The sequence below is a fragment of the Clostridium sp. MSTE9 genome (assembly GCF_000277625.1).
Taxonomy (GTDB): Bacteria; Bacillota; Clostridia; order Oscillospirales; family Acutalibacteraceae; genus Faecalispora; species Faecalispora jeddahensis.
The window spans coordinates 69,035-90,133 of the sequence record NZ_AKFU01000053.1; the positions used below are offsets into that span (position 1 = coordinate 69,035).

Genomic DNA, 21,099 nt, shown 5'->3' on the forward strand with positions numbered 1-21,099 from the left:
GGCCGAACCCTATTTGATTTTCGGGTCCAGCGTGTCCCGCAGGCCGTCGCCCAAAAGGTTAAAGGCCAGCACAGTAAGGAAAATCAAAAGCCCCGGAAAGTACACAAGGTGGGATGCGACGCCGATATAGTTGCGCCCGGAAGAGAGCATCGCCCCCCAGTCCGGCTCGGTCACGTTGGCGCCGAAGCCGAGAAAGCTCAGCGAAGCCGCCGCCAAAATCGCGGTGCCGACGCGCATGGTAAAGTTGACGATCATCGCCTGCATCGTTCCCGGAAAGATATACATGCTCAGAATCCGACCGTTTTTGCACCCGATGGACCGCGCAACCTCCACATAAAGAGATTCCTTTACAGACAGGGTCGCGCTGCGCATGATGCGCGCAAACGAGGGTACCGTGAAAACAGCCACCGCGATCACAACATTGATGATGCCGGGGCCGATCATTGCGACGATGGCGATGGCGAGCAGAATATCCGGGAAAGCAAACAGCACATCGGAACCGCGCATCACGAGGGTTTCGAGAATGCCGCCGTAGTAGCCGGCCAGAACGCCCAAAAAGGTGCCGATCGCCGCGCCGATGATCACCGAGCTTAAGGAAACGCCGAGCGTCAGGCGGCTGCCGGCCATCAGCCGGCTCAGCACATCACGGCCATACTCATCGGTTCCGAGCACATGCGCCGGGCTTGGGCCGCTCAGCAGGTTGTCATAATCGGGCGCGGCCGGGTCATAGGGCGCCAGCTCCGGGCCAACGACTGTGATAATCAGCAGAATCAGCAGAAACACAGCGGCCGCAACCGCAGTCCTTCGCTGCATGAATTTTTTGAAGAATGCCTTTGATTTGCTCTGCGCCTGAACAACGGGGCCTTCCGCCTCTTCTTCCGGCGCGCGCACCGTCTCTTTCCATTCCGGCATATGTAAACTCCACTCCTCTCACTGATAGCGTATTTTGGGGTTCAACACTCCGTAAAGGAGATCGACAATCAAATTGATGACGATGTATTCCAAAGAGAAAAACAGCAGCTCCGCCTGAATCACCTTGTAATCGCGGAACGCAATGGAATCCACCAGCAGCCGACCCATTCCCGGAATGGAAAAGACGGTTTCCACCAGCACGGAGCCCGCCAGCAGGCCGCCGATCTGCAGGCCCGCCACCGTCACCACCTGCACGAGCGAGTTGCGGAACGCGTGCCGCAGTACCACCAGCCACTCTCGCTGCCCTTTCGCACGGGCCGTTCGCACATAATCCTCCCGCATGGTTTCGAGCATGGAGGATCGGGAAAAGCGCGCCAGCACCGCCATGATGCCGCACCCCAGCGTCAGCGACGGCAGAATATAGCTCTGCCAGCTGTCCAGTCCCCCGGTGGGCAAAAGCCCCAGGTTGACGGAAAAAATCTGGATCAGCACAAGCCCGAGCCAGAACCCCGGGATCGAGATGCCTGAAATGGCAAGGAACATTCCCACGTAATCGGCAACCTTCCCTCGCTTGACGGCAGACAGAACACCGATGGCGATCCCGAGCAGCACCGACCATATCATCGCGCTGAACATCAGCTGGATCGTCGGTTTCAGCCGCCCCAGCAGCATCTCCGATACCGGCAGGCCCGTCTTGTAGGAGGTGCCGAGGTCACCATGGAATAGATCATCCATGTAATTTATGTACTGGTTGGGCAGCGGATCGTTCAGGCCAAGCTCCTGCCTGATCTGCACCAGCTCCTGCTCGGTGGCTTCCTTTCCCGCCATCTGCCGCGCGGGGTCGCCGGGGATCATGTGGAGAAACAAAAAAATCAGAATCGAAACGACGAACATCATCGGGATGGTACCCAATACCCGCTTTACAAAATAACGGCCCAAAATTTCAGCCTCCTTTGCCGCGAGGAAACAATTCCCTTATGCTAAAACAGTTTCCACGTGAAGTTCAGAATCCGGATCTGGTAAAAAGCTGTGATAAAACCGGTTTTGATAACAAGATCCGGCAGCAGCCTGGCTGTTGCCGGATCCGCCTGCACTATTTTGATTCAGCTCCGTTTCAGAGCGGCAGCCCGTTTTTCTTCTGCAGACTCCGCAAGGAAACAACAGAGCATCAGGACAGCTTTACCTTCGTCAGATCCAGCTTGCCGTCCGGGCCAAGGTAGATGCCGCCGACATAGGTCTTTTCACCGGCGATCACCTGGTCGCTGCCAAGGAACAGCCACGGGGAATCCTCCCAAACCATCTTCTGCGCTTTTGCGTAGAGTTCGGTCAGCTTGGCGGTATCGGTTGTGACAAGAGCTTCATCCAAAGCCTTGTCAAATTCCGGATTGTTGTAGTACGCAGTATTGGCGGAGGTGGGCGGAATCATGGGATAAGAAAGAATATTGCGCACAGCACCGTCCGCATCAAAGGAGGAAGGAGACCAGTTGACATACCACATGTTGATCTTCGCCTTATCCGGCTCCACATAGATCATGCCGCTCAGCGTGTTGGGCTCCATGGGCACAACCTCAACCTTGATGCCGATCTGTGCCAGCTGCTGCTGGACAAACTGCATGCCCTTCATTTCGTTGGTGGTGTTGTCGCCCCAAAGGGTAAGCTCAAAGCCGTTTTCAAAGCCGGCTTCCTTCATCAGGGACTTTGCCTTTTCCAGATTGAAATCATAAGGGGTCTGCTCGCTGTAATACTGTACGGTGGACGGGTAGCAGGAATGCACCTCGCTCGCGTAGCCGTTAAAGATCGTTTTGATGTAGGCTTTTTTATCGATCGCGTAGTTCATAGCCTGGCGCACCCGCGCGTCTTTGAGCGGGGGCAGGTTGGTGTTCAGGGTCACATAGCGCATGATGGCGGAAGGAGCGGTAACGACCTTGATGTCCTTCGTTCCGTCAACGGTGGGAGCCTGTGTGGCCGGCATGGGATAAATGTAATCGGCTTCGCCGGTCTGCAGCATTGCGACGCGCGCGCCGTCCTCCGGCACCGCTTTAAAGGTAACGCTGTTGACGGAGGGTTTGCCGTTCCAGTAATCGGCGAAGGGAACGACCGTCACATGATCGCCTTCCACTCTCTCTTTAAACTGGTAAGCGCCCGTACCGTCCGGATTCTTTACCAGAGCAGCGGCACCCTGCTCAAGCGCTTTCGGGCTCACGATGGAGAATAAGGCCACCTTATTGATAAAGGTAACGTTGGGGGTCTTTAATTTAATGACCACAGTGGAATCGTCCGGCGTCTCTACCGACTCCCATTTGGAAACGGTGCGGTACTGGCGCAGCTTCTCATCCTTCATGCAGCGGTCGTAATTCGCTTTGAAGGCGGCCGAGTTGAATTCGCTTCCGTCGTGGAATTTGACTCCCTTGCGAAGGGTAAAGGTATAGGTGAGGTTATCCGGATCGACTTTCCAGCTTTCCGCAAGCATTGGAACGATCTTCTGATTTTCATCAAATGTCACGAGCTGCTCGTACATGGTGCCAAGTACAGACATGGACAGCGTGTCGGAAACCTGATGCGGATCCAGAGACTGGATATCCAGGTTAAAGCCGACCACAAGGTCCTGATCCGGCGCAGCGGTCTGCGTCTGCCCGGATGCCGCGCTCCCCTCCTGCGCAGCAGATGATGCGGGAGCATTGCCTCCACAGGCCGCCAGCGACAGGGACATCGCCGCAGCAAGAAACAACGCGATGATTTTCTTTTTCATACGACAAGAATTCCTCCCTTTTCTTTATGTTGAATCCCGAAAACAGAATCAGATCAGGGCCGATGGCAAGAGTGAATTTGCTTTGGAAGCAGGTTTGTTCTGCCGCCGAACCTACGTCTGAAATTTAGAATTAGTATAGCATTCGCTTTGTGGGTTGTCAATAAAATTTCATCGATTTCAAAACAAATCCTCTCGCTTTTTCTAATTTTTTGTTGAATTCATCCATTATCCATGCTATGATAAATCACAAGACAAGCCCCCTGCAAGCAGTTGCGGAGGTGAAAAATATCTGGCAAAATCACAAGGAGGTACAATGCAAAACTGTGGTGCTGATGAGTGGATCCGCGAATCGAACCGGCGGGCGCTGCTGGAAAAAATCCGGCAGGAAAGCCCTGTTTCCCGGGTGCAGCTCGCACAGGAACTGCACCTGAGCAAATCGACCGTAACAGACAATATTACCCCCCTGCTCCGCGAAGGCATTGTGCAGGAGGTTGGGGTGGGCCTTTCGCAGTCATTGGGAGGCAGGCCCCCGGTTCTGCTCAAGCTCAACGGAGCGTACAGCTACATTGTCGCGATTGAGCTTGGCTTTCGGGCGCCGCTTTTTGCGCTGGCGGACCTGGAGGGGCGCATTCTGCACAGACTGACGCTCTCCGTTGCCGAAGACGCCTCTTACACCGAGCGCCTGAAAGCGGTATGCGAGAAAATCGACGAGCTTTTACAGCGCGGAGGAATCGGCCGGGATCGTCTGGCGGTGATCGCGCTGGCTTCGCCGGGCGCTTACAGCAGACACGAAGGGGTCTATCTTTTGAATCCCGAATTTGAGGATTGGGATTTTTCCCATCTGCGGGAGGATCTGGCCACGTGTTTTGAAACCGAGGTCATGATGATCAACGATGTAAAAGCCGCAACACTGGGGGAACTGCACCAGGGCGCAGCGAGGGGCTTTCGCAACATAGTTTATCTCAGCTGCGGAGTCGGCGTGGGCGCAGGAATCGTTCTGAACGGCCGGCTTTATTCGGGAACCTCCGGCAGTGCGGGTGAAATTGCCCGGGTACCGATTCCGGGAATCAGCGATCCCCTGCGGACCCGCGTGGAAATGAACGCCCTGCTGCAGAAAATACGGACCCAGGCACCCGAGGCGACCCGGCGCGCGCTCTGGAAACCCGCCGAGCAGTTGAATTTTGAGGATGTCGTCCGGCTTTGGCGGGCCGGGGACCCGTTCACGCGCAGCTGCATCCGCGATATTGCGGTCGCGCTGGGCAAAATGGCAGCCGCACTGGTATCCGTGCTGAACAGCGAACGGGTGGTGTTCGGCGGGGAATATCTGGTTTTCCAGACGCAGATTCTGGACATCCTGCGCAGGATTCTTCTGCAAGAAGCCTTCGATCCCGTCCCCGTTGTCGGTTCTTCGCTGGGGAAGGACGCCGCCCTGCAGGGGCTGCTTTCCCTTTCCTGCGAGGCGATTCTGGATCGTCTTGCAGTCAGTACGTAAAGGGTTTCAGCATCGGGAAAGGCTGCACGCCGCTTACATTTCAATTCTTTTTCACAATTATAAAATAAACAAGGACCGTCATTTTTTAAAATGACGGTCCTTGTTTGCAGTTCTGTGTTTATAGAAAAGGAAGCCCGCTAAGGGAAATCGAACACTTTCTTAGCTGATTTCAAATTTTCAGTATTTAATTTTAAAAATGGAGCGTAAAGACTCGTTCCATCATCAGCGCGCGATCTTTGAGAAAGCTGAAATTATGCTGAGAACCCATATCATGGAGATTCATTTATCGGGGGAATTTGTGGCGCAAAACTCCTGCAACGTGGGGAGTTCACCTTCCTCGGCCATGCAATGCACATAGCCCATGAATCGATGCGAACGGGTTTCAATGTCCTCTTTTGAGATGCCGATATATTTTCCCAGCTTCCTGCACAGTGGCTCCGCGCCCACTCCGCTGCCGAATATGTGCGCTTGTGTTTCCTCGATGAACAGGTAGGCATTCGCCTTGCGCTTCTCTCGATCTGCGCTTGGCAGAGGCGGAGTACTGTGATCCGGATGATTCTTCTGCATCCAACGACGATGCTCTGACATACGCTTTTCAAATTCCGCATAACCCTCATCATAGAACGACTGGTTGCGCACCGTATACGGAATGTGATATCCACGCAGCCGAATCCCCAACTGCTCATCTGTTGTTTCTTCCGCCGCTTTTTGCCGGATATGTCCCTCCCTGATCCGCTGTTCTACTTCCTCATCCTCCATTTCCTGAAAGATGTCCGGAGTTCCATATTGATCTGGAAATTTGTTTGCCGCTATATTGGCCCGCTGGACAGTCATTTGCCTATCATCGAATGACAGGGGCTCCAAATCCCAGTTTTCCTCAAGCCACTTGATTGCGTCCTGAATGGAATGCCCGCCGGGCTTGATGATGCCGGTGCAATACTCCCAGTAATGATCCAGCATTTCTTCATCTATTGTTTGTACAGCAACAAGCGGTGCAATCACTCCCGCTATGTTTTCCTGATCATCCTGATAGCGGATAACCTCGCCGTCTCTTTCTACCTTCATATTCTCAAAACCACCTTTCCCACTGTCAGTTTTACTGCCTTAACAGTACACTTCCCTGTGCAGTCTCAGTTTGAAATGATCGAATGAATCCAGTATACCGTATCAGTCAACCGGAAACAAGCGCTTCTGCACGCCTCTGTCATATTGATACCGAACAGACCATGCGGCCGCAGGGACTTCCCCAGAAAAACATTTGACTGCGACGGACCTTGGAAGATTGCCTTGTTCTGCGGTGCTGCGATGCCGCGGCGTAAACGCGAGCATTCCGGGCAGGGGAATCGGCCTGGCAGCAGCGATGTTAAAATTTTTAAAAATTAGAAAAGATCAAAGGCACCGGAATCAAACTTCCGACGCCTTTGATCTTTTTATGACTCAGGGGTTCTCGCAAATTTTGAGGTGCGATCCCATGGGATCGCATTCCGGGCATTGTAATGAATCGATCTCTTCGCCCGTTACCCATCCGACGGAACGGCAGGGAATTTACATGTTGTTACTCCACATACTCCAGGGGCTTTTCGGCCTCTTCCTGTGTTTTCGGAGCTTCCGTGGGCTGCTGTTTTGCAAAGTGTGCGAATATAAAGGTTTCTCCCAAGCCGCAAACAAAGGCCAACAACAAACCGGCTACGAGAGTAAACGCCAGCCCGAGCTCATTTTCTCCCCCTTGAGAGAAGGTCAACGCGACGCCGGCAAAAATGAACGGCAGTCTGTTAAACAGAGTCTTGCCGAGCACCGTGAGGTGCAGTCCCATTGTAACAGTCGTCAGCAGCGTAATTGCGATGAACATGGCGGCTTGGGCGGGAATACCGATCGCGGTCTCCCAATTTAGGAAAGCGAAATTCAGCTGTCCCCAAATCAGGCCTGCCAGAATGCTGCAAAAAATCGCCGGTACATCTTTTGTTTTCGCTCCCATTCCAAAAAAGACAGCCAATATGACAAAACTCATCCAGCCGATTTGAAGGCCTGTGAAACCATAAAGGAAAAAGAAAACGGCACAGGTAAACGAAACCCAAAGGCTGAACAGCCACAATGCCTTTCCCATATCAAAACCTCATTTCCTATATACTCCGGATGATTTAACGGACGACAGTTGCGACATGGAGTCCATCTTCATACGTTGTGGATTCATATGTCTTATAGTTTCGTACCTCGTGGTTAAAAATCAGGTTCTTGATGTCATACCCGGCCAAGGCATACGCTTTGTCGATCTGCTCGACGACCGTGACAGGGGAGCCTACCGCCGTAAACGGGACATAAACGCCGTCGTTATTCAGGCCGAGTACGTTTTCCTGAACGTAGGCAACATCGCCGCTTAAAATTTTCTCGACTTTCCTGCCGTCCTCTTCCACCTCTACCAATATGATTTGGCCGCAGTAGGAATGGCCCATGGGAAGAGCGACCACCCGTATGCCGTCAAATATTTGCTGATCACCGTCGAGTAAGGTCATTCTGCCGTCGCAGACGTATTCGCAGGCGGTCTTGATGTCACAGGGCAGAAACGCATTTTTTGCCCGATTGAATTTTTTCGGCAGGGATAACGCTGCCAGCGAGTTCAGCAATTCATCCTTCTGAATATAAAAATGCGCGTTGGGGAAAAGCTTCAGCCCGCCCATATGGTCGAAATGGCAATGGGTTACGATAACCGTATCAATGTCTTCCGGCGTCAGGCCGACCCGCGCTAAGACCTCTTTCGGCATTTTCGTATTCTGAAACGCGTAGGCTTCGCAAATGGCCTTTGAAGCGGGCTCTTCGTAATTCACGCCGCAATCAACCAATATCTTATGGCCGTTGCCCTCAATCAACTGATAAGACATGGTTAAATTCATAAAGCCGCCATTGTGGGCGCTTGCGATTTGGCCGGAAACAGGAGCGCTGTCTGTGTTTGCATACTCTAAAATTTGAATGGAATACCGATTCATAAGAAAAGCCTCCTAATCCTGATTTTGGGGAGAACCGTTATTTTGATTCATTTGCCGGGAAGGCCGGTCAGCCGCAGGCCCGCATGCACCCCTTTGTATTCGACTGTATTTCCGCAAGCAAGCGATAAACGGAACTATCGTGCCAATCGGCTTCCTGTAAAAACAATTCGAAAATCGAAAACCAAGCGGTAAATTTACGCGGGTGCATTTTCTGTGTTTTCCTTCTTCTTTTTATAGAATACAGGACTCAGCACCGTATAAGCAACCGCCAATAAAATCAGTCCGACTGCCGAAATCATAAATTTGAACGCAACCTCGCTTGCGCCGAACGCGTTGAAGATTCTGTTGATGACCAGCGGAGAACAGAACATTCCCAAATTGAGCATCCCCATCGCGAGGGAAATGCCCGTCGCTCTCAGGGAGGCGGGAGCATACTCCGATGTGGCAAGCATGCAGCTCGAGATCAGGAACGCCTGCGCGACGCCCGTACAGAAGCTGGCGAAAAATGCCGCGGGAAGAGTTCCGAAAATATTCAGCGCCATAAAGCCTGCCGCCAGCACCAGCAGCCCCAGCTGTATGGTTTTATACCCCAGAACTTTTCTGAATTTGCCAAAGACAAAGCCCGTCAGCATCCCCGTGATCGGGAAAACGGTGTTGACATATCCACTGACAGTGGCATTGCCCAGCCCGGTAGATTTAATAAACATGGCGATATTCAGCTGATAGGTATAAAGGAACAAATACGTAAAAAAGATGATTGCGGCGGTAAAGTACACCGCACCGTTGAGTCTGTCTTTCGTGCCCGTCCTGTCATCCTTTTGCAGCGGTGTGGGAGCGACATAGGTCAGGTTTTTGTTCACGAGAATCAGCGCGGGGATAAACAGCAGCAGAATCAGATAAGAATAATTCCAGGCGATTCCGGCGAGGATTGCGGCAAAAAATGTAATGACCATGCTGCCTCCGGTGGAGGAGGAAGCCTGATAGCCCATCATGTCGTTTCTCTCCTGCCCGTCGAAAAATTCCGAGACCAGTGATTTTGTCAATGCTCCGTTCATTCCCTGATTGATTCCGATCAGCAGGCTGGATATGTATAAAATGGTCAGGCTTTTTGCGCCGAAAAAGAACGCGATCACGCCGCCGATCAGGCCCAGGAACATTCCCCCCAGCAGCAGATTTTTTTGAGCAAACTTGATGGACAAGGGTCCCGCAATAAAAGCAAACAGCATCCCCATAAGGCTTGGAATCGTTAGCACCATCTGAACGGAGTCGACGCTTGCATTGGGGTAAACCTCTGCAATATCTGCCAAAATCGAAGAAATGATCAGCGACGACATCAGCATGACCGAGCCGGATACAATTGCGATTCGATTGGCCCTTTTTTCCTTAACATCCATGAATAACTCTCCTCCTCATTACGATTTGTTGACTGAATGTTTTACCTGAAAGCAATGAATGCGCTGTCGGTTTGTACCGAATGGGAACCAAAGCCACAGATCCGGAAAGAGCGGTGATTGCTTGCCGTCTGCTGAACGCAGAACACATTTGGGCCCGGCCCGCTGCATGGGCCGGCGATTCTTTCCGCATGTCTGAAAGGCCATCTGAAATGAGGCACACCGTCTTCTGATGCGCCGCCCGCGGCGCTCTGAGCATAAAGGTCCTAAAACGGAACCGGTCTTTCTGCAGATCATTTCTGATGAGTAAATAGACTGCGGGAAAATTCAATGAGTTCCTCGCTGACTTCATCTGAAACCATCACATCCCGTATTCCCTTCACCTTCTCCATAAGCTTCGGTTTCACGATCGCATCCAGCGTCTCATAAATAGACAGACACCCGCTGCACGCCCCCCGAAACCTGACGCAGACAGTATCCCCCGTGACCTGTACCAGTTCAATCCACCCATTGTGCTTTAACAGCTCCGGATTGATCGTATTTTTGATCACGCTGCGCACCTGTTCTTCCATTTCTTCTGACGGCTCGCGTCCCATTTCAGCCATAACACCCCCTCCTTTCGTAATAGTATCACTGTTTTTCTTTTCTGCTTTCGGCTTTGAAAAGGCCCATTCTATGATTCCAGCATTTCGTATACAATGGCCGCCCCCATGCCCCCGCCGATACACATGCTGACCAATCCCAGCGTCTGTTTCCTCCTCCTGAGTTCACTGAGCATTTTGCAGGTCAAAAATGCCCCGCTCCCGCCCAACGGATGACCTAACGCAATGGCTCCGCCGTTGACATTGACGATTTCCTCCGGCAAATTCAGCCCTTCCATACACGCAATCGCCTGTGAGGCAAACGCCTCGTTCAGTTCGATCAAATCCATATCCCTGATGGTCAGATTCGTCTGCCTCAATACCTTGGGAATCGCAAACATAGGCCCAATCCCCATAATTTCCGGCGCCACGCCCACAGCCGTGAACCCCCTGACCTTCGCGATCGGCCTGAGCCCAAACTCTTTTGCCTTTTCTTTTGTCATCAGCAGCAAAAACGCCGCCGCGTCACTGGTCTGGGAGGAATTGCCCGCCGTTACCGTACCGTTCTTTTTAAAGACAGGCTTCAGGCCCTGCAAAGCTTCGATGGTTTGCCCGTATCGGATTCCTTCGTCCTGATCAAACAAAAAGGTCTCCTGACCCGTACCGTCCTCCAGCGCCCTGGTCGCCTGAATCCCTACGATCTGCTCGGCGAAATACCCGTTTTTCTGTGCGGCTTCCGCCAGATGGTGGCTTCTCAAAGCAAGTTTGTCTTGCTTTTCGCGGCTGATCTGAAATTTTTCCGCCACCTTTTCGGCCGTGATCCCCATGGAAAGATAATGTCCCGGGTTGGACCACAACAAATTCGGTTCGGGAAAATGCATATTTCCGCCGCCGGGAATGGTACTCATGCTCTCGACTCCGCCCGCGATGGCGATATCGATGTTGCCGGCCAGTATGGCGTTGCTGGCCGTCGCAATGGTCTGAACCCCTGAGGAACAAAACCGGTTGACCGTCTGCGCGGGAACCTCGTTTGGAAAATCCGCAAGCCCGGAGGCCGTTCTGCCGATATTCAGGCCCTGCTCCGCCTCAGAGAACGCGTTCCCCATGATGATGTCTTCCACATCCCCGTAAGAAACCTGCGGCGTTCTGGCCATCAGTCCGCGCAGGGTCTGAGCCGCCAAATCTTCGGGCCTTGTGTTTTTCAGGCTTCCTTTCGGCGCTTTCCCGACCGCAGAGCGCGCGTAACTGACAATGACTGCTTCTCTCATATGCTTCCCCCGTTTCTCTTCTGCTGCGCCATTTCAACAAAAGCCCTCGTTTCCAGCTCCAGAAACTGCTTTTCCGCAACGAAAGTCTTTTTGGGAACATTCCCGCCCCCTATGATCCCCGCTATTTTCAGAGCGATCGGGTACATCTGCTGAGATACGAACAGTCCTTCATAGCCGTTCACGATGGTGATTTCCATGGCGGCCCGGCCGGTGGTTCCGGAAACGGCCACAAGCTTTTCTTCTGTTTTGCAGAATCCTTCCTGATACAGATGGAGCGCCTTCTGCTTCCCTTTTTCCAGAATATCTTCCCCCTCCGCAAGGATCGCGGCGTTTTGGGGAAGGAGTCCCTTTGCCTTCGCTTCGAATAGATTCTCGTATTTTTTAGGGACATATACCGTATTCAGCAAAGCTTTTAAAAACGGTATGATATCGTGCCCGGGGACGTTGTCCCCGATGGAATAGACATCTAAAATCTGCGCCGTCAGGCCGCCGCCCATGGGCGGCAGGCCCTGGGAGAAATCATACCCGAACCTGGTGACGGCAGGGCTCGCGATAACGGCATGACTGTTCAGCGCAATTTCATAGCCAAAGCCGACGGATTGGCCCGTCAGCAATGTGACGACCGGCTTGCCATAATGCCGGATCGTTGTCGTCAGGCTTTGAAAGGCCCCTGAAATATCGGCTAAATTTTCAGCCGATTCCGCGGTATTCCCACAGCAAAGGTTCTCACCGGCACCAAATACCACGACGCCGCTGCATTCTGCTTCTACTTCCTTTAAAATTCCTGCCGCCCATCCCGCTGTTTCGGAACAGATCCGGTCGTCCTGTCCTGCAAAGCCGAGAGCGGCGATCCCATCCCCCAAATCGAGCAAAAAGGCCCCCTCGCTTTGGGCAAGAACAGGATAGTTCTCCTTCCATTTGTCCTGATGCATCTGTTTTTCTCACCCTTCCTTTTTCTGATGGCTGCCTTCCATACTTTCGGCAAGCCCGCCCCATTGCTCGTTGAACAGCTCTGACGGCATCATCTGAACATTTCTCATGATCGGTTCAAAATCCATTTGGTTCAGAATATCGCGCTGCAGATCGATCCCCGGAGCGATTTCGATCAGCTCAAGCCCTTCCCGCATCAGCCGGAACACGGCTCTTTCCGTGACGTAATAAACCTGTTTATCATCTTTTAGGGCCAGCTCCCCATTGAAGGAAATTTGTTCGATGTTGTACAGGAATTTTCGAATATTCCCTTCTTTCAGGATTTTCAGTTTTCCATCTTTGATCTCGACCTCTACTCCACCGACAAAGATGGTGGTAAAGACAATCGTTTTGGAGCCGGCCGCAACATCCATAAACCCGCCCACGCCGATTCCACCGCCATTTAATTTACTGGCGTTGACGTTCCCGTCGGCATCTATCTGCAGAATTCCAAGGCAGCCGTAATCGAGACAGCCGCCGTCGTAATAATCAAAATTATCCGCCATTTCTATGGTCGCTTCCGGATTCCAGCAGCAGCCGAAGTCGTGCTTGTTTGCCGGCATGCCGCCCATATTCCCGGCTTCCGTGGTAAGGGTGATTTCGTCCAGCACACCTTCTTCCGCAGCAACGGAAGACACGGCCTCCGGGATTCCCACCCCCAAATTGCAGACATCCCCCCTGCGCATCAGCATCGCGGCTCTTCTGGCAATGACCTTGCGCGCGCTCAGCATTTCTTTTTCCACACTTTCCAGCGGTACCCTGAGTTCCCCGCTGAACGACGGGTTATAGTACGATTTTCCCGTCTGCCAGTGGTTTTCCGGTTTGGCGCAAAATATGTAATCCACCATGACGCCCGGAACCGCCACATCTTTTGGCGCGATGCTCCCGGCCTTCACGATTCTTTCCACCTGAACGATCACGATGCCGCCGCAGGCTTTTGCCGCCGAAGCGGCGGAAAGCTGGTTGAGCTTGTAGCCCTCCCGATAGATAGAGATATTGCCCTTTTCATCCGCAATGCTGCCCCGGATCAAGGTGACATTCACTTTTGGGAGCTTGTAAAGCAGCCATTCCTCACCATGAATGTCAATCAGCTCCACCTGCGGCTCGGCATTTTTCGCCCTGTCGTTCATCGCGCCGCCCTCCATGCGGGGGTCCATCATCGTGCCTAAGCCGATTTTGGTGATAACGCCGGGTTTTTTGGCGGAGATATATCTCGCCATCGTCGCGGTAACGCTTTGGGGGAAATTGAAGATTTCCGCTTTATTCGAGGCCGTCAGGTTTACCATATTGCGCCCGCAACCCTTTAAATGGCCCCCGACTCCCCTTTTCAAAAGTCCCTCGTGGGCCAGGTGTGCCATTCCGGTGGTATCTCTGTCCCCGATCGACGAAGTCCAATATGCCGTTAAATCTCTCGGGTGCCCCGTTTCCAAAAAGCTTTTTTCGATTTCCTTGACCGCCTCATCCGCATATCCCCCAAGGGTGATACCGGTAATAAACAGCGTGTCTCCGTCTTTGACATAATTCTTGATTTCGCTGGACTGAATGATCTGTTTCATCCTGATTCCCCTCATCTTCTATTGGTAAAATCGGGTTTTCTTTTTTCGACAAACGCTTTCATTCCTTCCTTCTGATCCTCCGTTTCAAAACAGAGAGAGAATAAGGATTTTTCGTATTGGCTGCCCGTATGGACATTGTTATCCACCGCGTAGTTGATCGCCGACTTGGCATACTGAAGGGCGGCTGCCGGTTTCTGACTGATTTTTTCCGCCAGTGCGAAGGCCTCCTCCAGAACCTTTTCATCGGGAACACATTTTGTCACCAGGCCGATTTCATACGCTTCTTTCCCCTTCACGACTTTGCCGGCCATTATGATTTCTTTTGCCTTGACAGGGCCGACGATTTTGGTCAGGCGCTGCGTCCCGCCGGCCCCGGGGATGATCCCAAGGCCCACCTCGGGCAGGCCAAACGCCGAGCTTTCGCCCGCGACCCGAAAATCACAGGACAGCGCGATTTCACAGCCGCCCCCCAGTGCGGGCCCGTTCACCGCGGCAATCACCGGGATGGGGAGAGCCTCCAAAATATCGTTGATCGAATGGGCCTTTCTCGCCGTTCGCTCCGCATCGAACTGATTTGCGTTCATCATTTCTTTGATGTCGGCGCCGGCCGCAAACGCTTTGCCGCTGCCGGTGATGATCAATGCTCTTACCATGCCGTCCGCATAGACAGAACGGATTGCTTCCAGCAGATCCGTATTCAGGGCATCACACAAGGCGTTCATTGCCTGCGGGCGATTCAGCATGATGGTGGCGATCCCCTCATCGAGGTTCAAAATCACATTCTCAAATTTTTTTTGCATGACAGTTCGCCCCTATTCGTATTTGTAAAAGCCTTCTCCCGCTTTCGGCCCCAGCTTTCCCGCACGGACCATTTGCCTTAAAAGGGGCTGCGGAGCATAAGAATTGTCGTTGAATTCCTCTTTGAAATAATTCAGAACATCCACCGTCAGCTGCATCCCGCCAAAGTCGATCATCTGGAAGGGGCCCATCGGATAATTCAGCCCCAGCCGGACCGCGGTATCTATATCCTCGACGGTCGCCACCCCCTCCGACAGCATTTTGGCAGCTTCATTCAAATAAGGCAGCAAAAGCCGGTTGACGATAAAGCCCGGGGAATCCTTTTTGACTTCCACCGGGGTCTTCCCCAGGGACAACGCGAAATACAGCGCGGTTTCCATCGTTTCATCGGACGTATTGAGTCCGCGGATCACCTCTACCAGCTTCATCACGGGAACCGGATTGAAAAAGTGGATTCCGCAGAACCGGTCTGGACGCCCCGATTCTTTCCCGATTTCCGTGATCGACATAGAGGAGGTATTCGACGCAAAGATCGTTTCCTTTTTGCAGATTTGATTCAGCTCCTGGAAGACGCTTTTTTTCAGCTCCATATTCTCCAGTACCGCTTCAATCACCAGATCGGCCTCTTCCAGATCCTGCAGCCGGTCGGTCTTGGTAAGCCGCCCCAACGCCTCTTCCTTCTGCTCGGCGGTCATCCGGCCCTTTGCGACCGATTTCGTAAAATATTGATCCATTCTATTTACAGAAGCGTTGACGAACTCCATTTCAATATCTCTCAGGATGACGTGATAACCCATGACAGCCGCTGTCTGGGCAATCCCGGTCCCCATGGTGCCGGCGCCAACGACTCCTATCGTTTTCATTTCCATACGTTGCCTCCATAGTGCTTGAGCGATATATAAAGACTTTATATATCGCTCAAAACAATCTCATTTCATTTGGCTTACTTGGTATACTTCGCAAATTTCTCCAGCATTTTTCTGGGTGTCACATACTGCCTGTCAAACACAGGAATTTCCGGCTCGATGCCCGCAAGGTACTTCGCGATGCCTTTCAGTTCCTCCAGCGGATATCTGGACATCATCGCCACTTCTTCCATTACGGGGGACCCGCCGCCGTGCAGACCCGCGACGATCATGCCGCCGCCGAATTCGGAGAGCATCTGATCCTCGATCATCCGGAAGCATCTGTGGACATTTTCCGCAGAGATATTGGGATTTCTCATAATATATTTGTTCAGGAGCTCGCCGACCTCATCGGAATAGTACTCCGCTTCCATCGGGATCGTCGCGATCAGGCCGCCGGCCAGATCCGCGAGGATTTTATTCTCGTTGTAAATCTCTTCACCGGCAAGCTTTCTGCCGGCATTCGTCAGGATTTCATCGGGGATATAGGTTCCGGAGGGCGATTTCTGGCCCTTGATGGCGCTTGCGATTCCGCAGGCAAAAACCACCTCTGCGATGCCGATAATGTGCGCCAGCTTTCCTTTGACATGGGACTGCTTTTCGATCCCGTTGTACTCGGCCACCAGCGCGGACATGCTGGCCAACACCTCTGAAGTGGCGGGCTTGCAGCCCGTATAGGAATGCCGGTGGAAATGCGCGAACATCAGCGCCAAAAATCCGGCGTAGGGCGTCTGCCTGGGGTCTGCATGGCCGTTCATGAAGATTCGATCGTTCGGAACGAAAACATCGTCAAAGATGGTGAGCGATTCCATATCGCCGACATGCGCGATCGGCGCATCGATATGGTTTCTCTTGTGTCTCACACCCGGCAGAGCCGCCAGTTTGACCCCCTCCCAGTCCGCGGGAATCGCAAAGGATACCGCGTAGTCCTTATCGGAGGGCCCCATGAAACGGGTGGGCGTTACGATGATCTCATCCACATAGGGAGCTGAAGAGTTACAAGATTTGGCTCCTCTGACAATGATCCCGTCCGGTCTTGTTTCCACAATGCGCAGGTACATATCCGGGTCCGCCTGTTCGGAGGGCCGTTTCATTCTGTCGCCCTTCACATCCGTCTGGGCGCAGTTGGCGACGATATCATGCTCCTGACACCATGCCAGATACTTTAAAAAGTTCTCGTTGTATGTGGTTCCCAGAGCCTGATCCATCTCGTAAGTAACAACAGACAATGCGTTCAGGGCATCGATCCCCATGCACCGCTGAATACATCCGCCCACTCTGTGTGACAAAAGCTTTGTCATCTTCTGCTTCTTTAACAGGTCGTCCTCGGTCTGGTGAATATGGGTAAACCGATTGATCGTTTCCCCTGTCAGATGAGAGGTAGCGGTGCAAAACTCCCTGTACCTCTCGTCATGGGCACAATCAAAGGTCTGCCGCATCACATACAGGCCCGAATCAATCAGCGGACTGGAACGGTCGATCACTTTCCCCCCTACATAAATGTTAGGCCGCATTTTTAACAGCCTTTCGTGGTATTGCTCAAATGTTCCTACTGGCATTTTATTTACTCCTTTCGATTCTGTAATAAAGGCTTTGTTCCCCATCGTTCAATGGATAGATAAGCAATTGGCGTGCCAACCGGCCCGGAAAAGACAATGATTCCCAGCCCTTTGTCGTTTTTCCGCCATGAACCGGACAAATGCAGCGCCTGTTCCATATCGTGAACAGAGAAAAGACCTTAAAAAGGCAAATCCGGCACCGCGAATCCTTTCTTGGGAACGCGGCGCCGGACGGTGTATAAAGTATAAATAACATTTCGCCGCAGCCTGAAAAAGATTGTATAGATTCTATACTTTCAAAAAAGCCGACGACGAAGAGACCAATTGTTTGTAATAACGGCATCCGGGCGTCCGGAGACGAAAAGAACCGGCAAGCACCGCTTGCCGGTTCTTTTCGGGGAATGACCTCTTCCGCCCTTTATTCAAATCCATATTTGCTCAGCTTCTCATAGAAAGTCCTTCTCGATATGCCAAGCTCGGTGATCGCCCTGCTTTTATTGTTATGATTTCTCAGCAGAGATTCCCGGATCAGCTCCTTTTCCATCATTTCAATATTGGACTTCAGGTTGAATGTTTCCAAATGCTTCACATCCAGCTTGTATTCTTTTGGAACGATATACTTCGGCAGATCTTTTACTTCGACCTGATTGCCTGTCCTGATGATATTCGCGTGCTCCAGCACATTCTGCAGCTCTCTGATGTTGCCGGGCCAGTTGTATTTTTGCAGCACCTTGATCACGTCTGAGGACAGGGACACCTTCTCTTCGCTGTTTTTATTCAGCCTTTCCAGCAGGCTTCTGGAAAGCAATATGATGTCATCCTTCCGCTCTCTCAGAGGAGGAATGTTGAGAGGAACCACATTCAGCCGGTAATACAGATCGCTTCGGAAGGTTCCCTGCTCGATCATCTCTTCCAGATTCTTGTTTGTCGCCGCGATGACCCTTACATCCAAAGCGATGGTTTTTGTGCCGCCCACCCGTTCGATCTCCCTCTCCTGAAGTACCCGCAGGATCTTGGCCTGCATGCTGAACGCCATATCGCCGATTTCATCCAGAAAGATCGTTCCGCCCTGGGCAAGCTCGAATTTGCCGATTTTCCCGCCCCGCTTTGCCCCTGTAAAGGCTCCGTCCTCATAGCCGAACAATTCGCTTTCCAGAAGATTTTCCGGGATAGAGGCGCAGTTCACTTTGATAAAGGGCATTTTGTTCCGCTTGCTTTCTTTATAAACGGCCCGGGCCAGCACTTCTTTTCCCACGCCGCTTTCTCCCCGGATCAAAACGGTAGCGTCTGTTTTCGCCACCTTAGAGGCAAGGAACAGCATGTCTTTAATGTTATTGTTGGAATAAATGTATTCTGAAAACGACTGGGGCAAATGCTTCTTTTCCAGCTCCTGCTGAAAATACTTGTTGATTTCCCGCGTTCTCTGCAATTCCTTTGTCAGCTTATCGATCTCCGACACATCGTTAAAAATAGAGACGGCGCCGGAAACTACATCATTTTTATAAATAGGGAAGCTCATCCCGACCGCGTGGATGTTCACGGTCCGCAGATAATCCACAATGTTGTGGGACGGCTTCCCCGTCTCGATCACCTTGATCGCGATCGCATCCGGTTCAATATCCCTCAGCCTTTTGCCGACGGCTTTTTCCGCAGGTATGCCAAGGATCACTTCATAAGCGTGGTTTACGTAAACGATGGTGGTATCCGCGTCGTTTATCATCACCGCGTCCGAGATATTCTCTAAAATATCAAACAGAAATTCCTTGTCCCAATTTTGAATTGTTTTGGTCGTAATTGCTTTATGTTTCTCCATAATCACAGTTACCCCTTATGTATATTATATATACATTGTATCACGGGCTATCTTCACCAACAAGTATATTGTGTCTACTTTTTATTTTATTGATCCAAAAAATTTATTCAGTTTTTTCGCCCATAGTGCAGAAAGGAAACAATCGCTTGCACTCAGAACAGAGCAGGTGATCCGGACCTCTCGATTTCCCCCGGCAATCACAAAGACGCCCCAAATGTTGAATCCATCACAACATTTGGGACGCCTTTTATGGAATACGGCAGAAGCCGAACCCACGATGCCAAAAATTTATGTTCGGATTTATTCGGGATCGTCCAGAGCTCGAATTGCCTTTAACATTTTGATGATCCGATGGGACCTTTTGTTCATAAATTTCGGAATATCGATTCCGCTGTAGTCGTAGCAGCCTTTTCCGGTTTTGATGCCCAGGTTTCCTTTTTCCACCAGTTCCTTCCCAAATTGATCCTCTCCGGTATCATTGCAAAGGGTTTTGTAGACATCGCCGGAAACGGTGTTCGTCAGGTCCCATCCAACCACATCATGCAGGGACAACGGCCCTTCAAAGGAATACCTGGTTCCGCTTGTATAGCGGATGGCCCGCTCCACATCCTCCGCGGTGGTCCAGCCCTGTTTGATCATGTACCCGATTTCCCGGCAGAGTACGTTGTCGAGACGATTTACAATAAAGCCGGGGATGTAATGCTTGATGACCGCAGGCTCTTTGCCTACTGAAATCAGCAGCTGCCGCACCTGCTCTGCGGTTTCAGTAGATGTTTTCGGCCCCAGAACCACTTCGACCAGGGGCATGACATAAGGCGGATTGAAGAAATGAGTGATCAGCAGGCGCTCCGGGTTTTTGATCTGTGCGATTTCAAAAATATTAGAGGCAGAGGTATTGCTGCAGAAAATACAGTCCGGCGGGCAGAGCTGATCGAGCTTATTGAAAATATCCCGCTTGATCTCGGCCTTTTCAAACACGCCTTCGATCACCAGGTTGACCTTGGGAGCGATTTTTTCCAAATCCTCCTCATAAAACACCAGACTCCTGGTATTCTCGATCTCTTCCGGTGTGACAAGGCCCTCCTCCTGATAATACTGCATATCGGTTTCAATCAGCTTTTTTGCCTTGGGCAGCTGCTCGGGAAAGGCATCGTAAAGGGTGATCGGAATCCCCTTGGAGGCAAATACCTCGGCAATTCCGCGCCCCATCGTACCTGCGCCTACCATCAAAATATTCCAGCGATTTTCCATGTTTTACTCCTTTCGGCGAACTGCCATTCTATCCTGTTCTTTTTCGGTCACTGATTCATCAGAATCCGGCCCACGGTGCCGCCCGTTACCTCCAAAACCGCCCCGCTGACGTAGGAGGATAAATCCGTCGCCAAGAACTCGACGGCATTGGCGCATTCCTCAGGGGTGCCGAATCTGCCCAGAGCGATATTGCGGGTGAATTTTTCTTCGCCTACGGCCTGATATCCCGCCACCAGGCGCGCTGTTGAAATAAATCCGGGAGCGACGACATTACAGGTGACATTGTACGGGCCAAGCTCCTGTGCCAGCAATTTGGTGTAATGGATAATGGCAGCCTTGGAAGAAGCATAGTGAGAATAGCTGCCGTCACTGTTTGCCATCAGCCCGCCCACGGAGGCCACGTTCACTATTTTTCCGTACCCAAGCTTTTTCATGATGGGGGCAACGGCGTTACAGGTGTAGACGGTCCCAAAAAAGTTTCTCTCCACAACGGCGTGAAACTGCTCCCAATTGAGCTGAGAGGCTTTGTTCCCATCCATCGGGCCCATTCCGCCGCCGGCATTGCTGACCAGGATAGAGATATCCCCCAGCTCTCTTGCGATCGTTTCGACCGCCGCGAAAACCTGCTCTCGGTTTCCGATATCGGCCACCGCTCCGACCGAATTGACCCCCAGCGCTTTGATTTCATCCATCACGGTATCTGCTGTGAGCAGTTCTTTTTCCGCCGTGTATTCCTCAAAGGATTTCAGATTGATATCGATAACCCCTACATTGGCACCCAGGGACGCAAGCCGCAATGCGTATTCCCTGCCGAGCCCTCTTGCCGCGCCCGTTACGATTGCATTTTTGCCCGATAATTTTCCCATGACCTTTC

At 51.9% G+C, this 21,099-nt stretch carries 18 protein-coding genes; 1 reads left to right on the forward strand and 17 read right to left on the reverse strand.

Translation table 11 applies throughout. The features are described 5' to 3' along the window. Positions 1–9: 9 nt before the first annotated feature. The 3 genes from HMPREF1141_RS15810 to HMPREF1141_RS15820 form a co-directional block, all read right to left on the reverse strand. Positions 10–912, reverse strand: coding sequence for an ABC transporter permease subunit (locus HMPREF1141_RS15810; RefSeq protein ID WP_009066452.1), 903 nt, complete (start codon positions 910–912; stop codon positions 10–12). A gap of 18 nt (positions 913–930) precedes the next feature. Then, positions 931–1,851 (reverse strand): ABC transporter permease subunit, encoded by a 921-nt coding sequence (locus tag HMPREF1141_RS15815; protein WP_009066362.1) that lies wholly within the window; start codon positions 1,849–1,851, stop codon positions 931–933. 229 nt (positions 1,852–2,080) lie between these two features. Next, positions 2,081–3,661, reverse strand: a complete 1,581-nt coding sequence (locus HMPREF1141_RS15820; RefSeq protein ID WP_009066322.1) for a glutathione ABC transporter substrate-binding protein — start codon at positions 3,659–3,661, stop codon at positions 2,081–2,083. 313 nt (positions 3,662–3,974) lie between these two features. Here HMPREF1141_RS15820 and HMPREF1141_RS15825 point away from each other — a divergent pair, with 313 nt between their 5' ends. Next, positions 3,975–5,153 carry an ROK family transcriptional regulator gene (locus tag HMPREF1141_RS15825; protein WP_009066328.1) on the forward strand — a complete coding sequence of 393 codons (1,179 nt, stop codon included), beginning with the start codon at positions 3,975–3,977 and terminating at the stop codon, positions 5,151–5,153. Positions 5,154–5,432: 279 nt separating this feature from the next. Here the strand turns inward: HMPREF1141_RS15825 and HMPREF1141_RS15830 are convergent, their stop codons facing one another. The 14 genes from HMPREF1141_RS15830 to HMPREF1141_RS15895 form a co-directional block, all read right to left on the reverse strand. Continuing rightward, positions 5,433–6,218 carry a hypothetical protein gene (locus HMPREF1141_RS15830; RefSeq protein WP_009066410.1) on the reverse strand — a complete coding sequence of 262 codons (786 nt, stop codon included), beginning with the start codon at positions 6,216–6,218 and terminating at the stop codon, positions 5,433–5,435. Between the two features lie 490 nt (positions 6,219–6,708). Continuing rightward, entirely contained in the window at positions 6,709–7,257 is a 549-nt protein-coding gene (locus HMPREF1141_RS15835; protein ID WP_009066389.1) for a DUF1097 domain-containing protein, read from the reverse strand. 34 nt (positions 7,258–7,291) lie between these two features. Next, positions 7,292–8,134 carry an N-acyl homoserine lactonase family protein gene (locus HMPREF1141_RS15840; protein ID WP_009066314.1) on the reverse strand — a complete coding sequence of 281 codons (843 nt, stop codon included), beginning with the start codon at positions 8,132–8,134 and terminating at the stop codon, positions 7,292–7,294. Positions 8,135–8,328: 194 nt separating this feature from the next. After that, positions 8,329–9,528, reverse strand: coding sequence for an MFS transporter (locus HMPREF1141_RS15845; protein ID WP_009066295.1), 1,200 nt, complete (start codon positions 9,526–9,528; stop codon positions 8,329–8,331). A gap of 290 nt (positions 9,529–9,818) precedes the next feature. Further along, complete coding sequence (locus HMPREF1141_RS15850) at positions 9,819–10,130, reverse strand: NifU family protein (protein WP_009066337.1); 312 nt, start codon at positions 10,128–10,130, stop codon at positions 9,819–9,821. Between the two features lie 68 nt (positions 10,131–10,198). After that, positions 10,199–11,374: a thiolase family protein gene (locus tag HMPREF1141_RS15855; protein WP_009066438.1), complete on the reverse strand. Its 1,176-nt coding sequence runs from the start codon at positions 11,372–11,374 to the stop codon at positions 10,199–10,201. Then, a complete protein-coding gene (locus HMPREF1141_RS15860; RefSeq protein ID WP_009066431.1) occupies positions 11,371–12,306 on the reverse strand; it encodes a hypothetical protein in 936 nt (311 codons plus the stop codon). Before HMPREF1141_RS15860 ends, HMPREF1141_RS15855 begins: the two co-directional genes overlap by 4 nt. A gap of 9 nt (positions 12,307–12,315) precedes the next feature. After that, a complete protein-coding gene (locus tag HMPREF1141_RS15865; RefSeq protein ID WP_009066320.1) occupies positions 12,316–13,899 on the reverse strand; it encodes an acyl CoA:acetate/3-ketoacid CoA transferase in 1,584 nt (527 codons plus the stop codon). 11 nt (positions 13,900–13,910) lie between these two features. Further along, complete coding sequence (locus tag HMPREF1141_RS15870; protein ID WP_009066416.1) at positions 13,911–14,699, reverse strand: enoyl-CoA hydratase-related protein; 789 nt, start codon at positions 14,697–14,699, stop codon at positions 13,911–13,913. A 12-nt stretch (positions 14,700–14,711) separates the two neighbouring features. Further along, positions 14,712–15,566, reverse strand: a complete 855-nt coding sequence (locus tag HMPREF1141_RS15875) for a 3-hydroxyacyl-CoA dehydrogenase NAD-binding domain-containing protein (RefSeq protein ID WP_009066393.1) — start codon at positions 15,564–15,566, stop codon at positions 14,712–14,714. Positions 15,567–15,640: 74 nt separating this feature from the next. Next, positions 15,641–17,161 carry a 4-hydroxyphenylacetate 3-hydroxylase N-terminal domain-containing protein gene (locus tag HMPREF1141_RS15880; RefSeq protein ID WP_035317307.1) on the reverse strand — a complete coding sequence of 507 codons (1,521 nt, stop codon included), beginning with the start codon at positions 17,159–17,161 and terminating at the stop codon, positions 15,641–15,643. Positions 17,162–17,579: 418 nt separating this feature from the next. Then, entirely contained in the window at positions 17,580–18,974 is a 1,395-nt protein-coding gene (locus HMPREF1141_RS15885) for a sigma-54-dependent Fis family transcriptional regulator (protein WP_035317310.1), read from the reverse strand. Between the two features lie 300 nt (positions 18,975–19,274). Further along, positions 19,275–20,225, reverse strand: coding sequence for a 3-hydroxyacyl-CoA dehydrogenase family protein (locus HMPREF1141_RS15890; RefSeq protein WP_009066312.1), 951 nt, complete (start codon positions 20,223–20,225; stop codon positions 19,275–19,277). Between the two features lie 47 nt (positions 20,226–20,272). Then, positions 20,273–21,091 carry an SDR family NAD(P)-dependent oxidoreductase gene (locus HMPREF1141_RS15895; RefSeq protein ID WP_009066318.1) on the reverse strand — a complete coding sequence of 273 codons (819 nt, stop codon included), beginning with the start codon at positions 21,089–21,091 and terminating at the stop codon, positions 20,273–20,275. Between the last annotated feature and the right edge of the window lie 8 nt (positions 21,092–21,099).

What these genes read in the sequence shown, in the direction of transcription:
- HMPREF1141_RS15810 (WP_009066452.1), bottom strand. Translation starts at nt 912, where the DNA reads ATGCCGGAATGGAAAGAGACGGTGCGCGCGCCGGAAGAAGAGGCGGAA.
- HMPREF1141_RS15820 (WP_009066322.1), bottom strand. Translation starts at nt 3,661, where the DNA reads ATGAAAAAGAAAATCATCGCGTTGTTTCTTGCTGCGGCGATGTCCCTG.
- HMPREF1141_RS15825 (WP_009066328.1), top strand. Translation starts at nt 3,975, where the DNA reads ATGCAAAACTGTGGTGCTGATGAGTGGATCCGCGAATCGAACCGGCGG.
- HMPREF1141_RS15830 (WP_009066410.1), bottom strand. Translation starts at nt 6,218, where the DNA reads ATGAAGGTAGAAAGAGACGGCGAGGTTATCCGCTATCAGGATGATCAG.
- HMPREF1141_RS15835 (WP_009066389.1), bottom strand. Translation starts at nt 7,257, where the DNA reads ATGGGAAAGGCATTGTGGCTGTTCAGCCTTTGGGTTTCGTTTACCTGT.
- HMPREF1141_RS15840 (WP_009066314.1), bottom strand. Translation starts at nt 8,134, where the DNA reads ATGAATCGGTATTCCATTCAAATTTTAGAGTATGCAAACACAGACAGC.
- HMPREF1141_RS15845 (WP_009066295.1), bottom strand. Translation starts at nt 9,528, where the DNA reads ATGGATGTTAAGGAAAAAAGGGCCAATCGAATCGCAATTGTATCCGGC.
- HMPREF1141_RS15850 (WP_009066337.1), bottom strand. Translation starts at nt 10,130, where the DNA reads ATGGCTGAAATGGGACGCGAGCCGTCAGAAGAAATGGAAGAACAGGTG.
- HMPREF1141_RS15855 (WP_009066438.1), bottom strand. Translation starts at nt 11,374, where the DNA reads ATGAGAGAAGCAGTCATTGTCAGTTACGCGCGCTCTGCGGTCGGGAAA.
- HMPREF1141_RS15860 (WP_009066431.1), bottom strand. Translation starts at nt 12,306, where the DNA reads ATGCATCAGGACAAATGGAAGGAGAACTATCCTGTTCTTGCCCAAAGC.
- HMPREF1141_RS15865 (WP_009066320.1), bottom strand. Translation starts at nt 13,899, where the DNA reads ATGAAACAGATCATTCAGTCCAGCGAAATCAAGAATTATGTCAAAGAC.
- HMPREF1141_RS15870 (WP_009066416.1), bottom strand. Translation starts at nt 14,699, where the DNA reads ATGCAAAAAAAATTTGAGAATGTGATTTTGAACCTCGATGAGGGGATC.
- HMPREF1141_RS15875 (WP_009066393.1), bottom strand. Translation starts at nt 15,566, where the DNA reads ATGGAAATGAAAACGATAGGAGTCGTTGGCGCCGGCACCATGGGGACC.
- HMPREF1141_RS15880 (WP_035317307.1), bottom strand. Translation starts at nt 17,161, where the DNA reads ATGCCAGTAGGAACATTTGAGCAATACCACGAAAGGCTGTTAAAAATG.
- HMPREF1141_RS15885 (WP_035317310.1), bottom strand. Translation starts at nt 18,974, where the DNA reads ATGGAGAAACATAAAGCAATTACGACCAAAACAATTCAAAATTGGGAC.
- HMPREF1141_RS15890 (WP_009066312.1), bottom strand. Translation starts at nt 20,225, where the DNA reads ATGGAAAATCGCTGGAATATTTTGATGGTAGGCGCAGGTACGATGGGG.
- HMPREF1141_RS15895 (WP_009066318.1), bottom strand. Translation starts at nt 21,091, where the DNA reads ATGGGAAAATTATCGGGCAAAAATGCAATCGTAACGGGCGCGGCAAGA.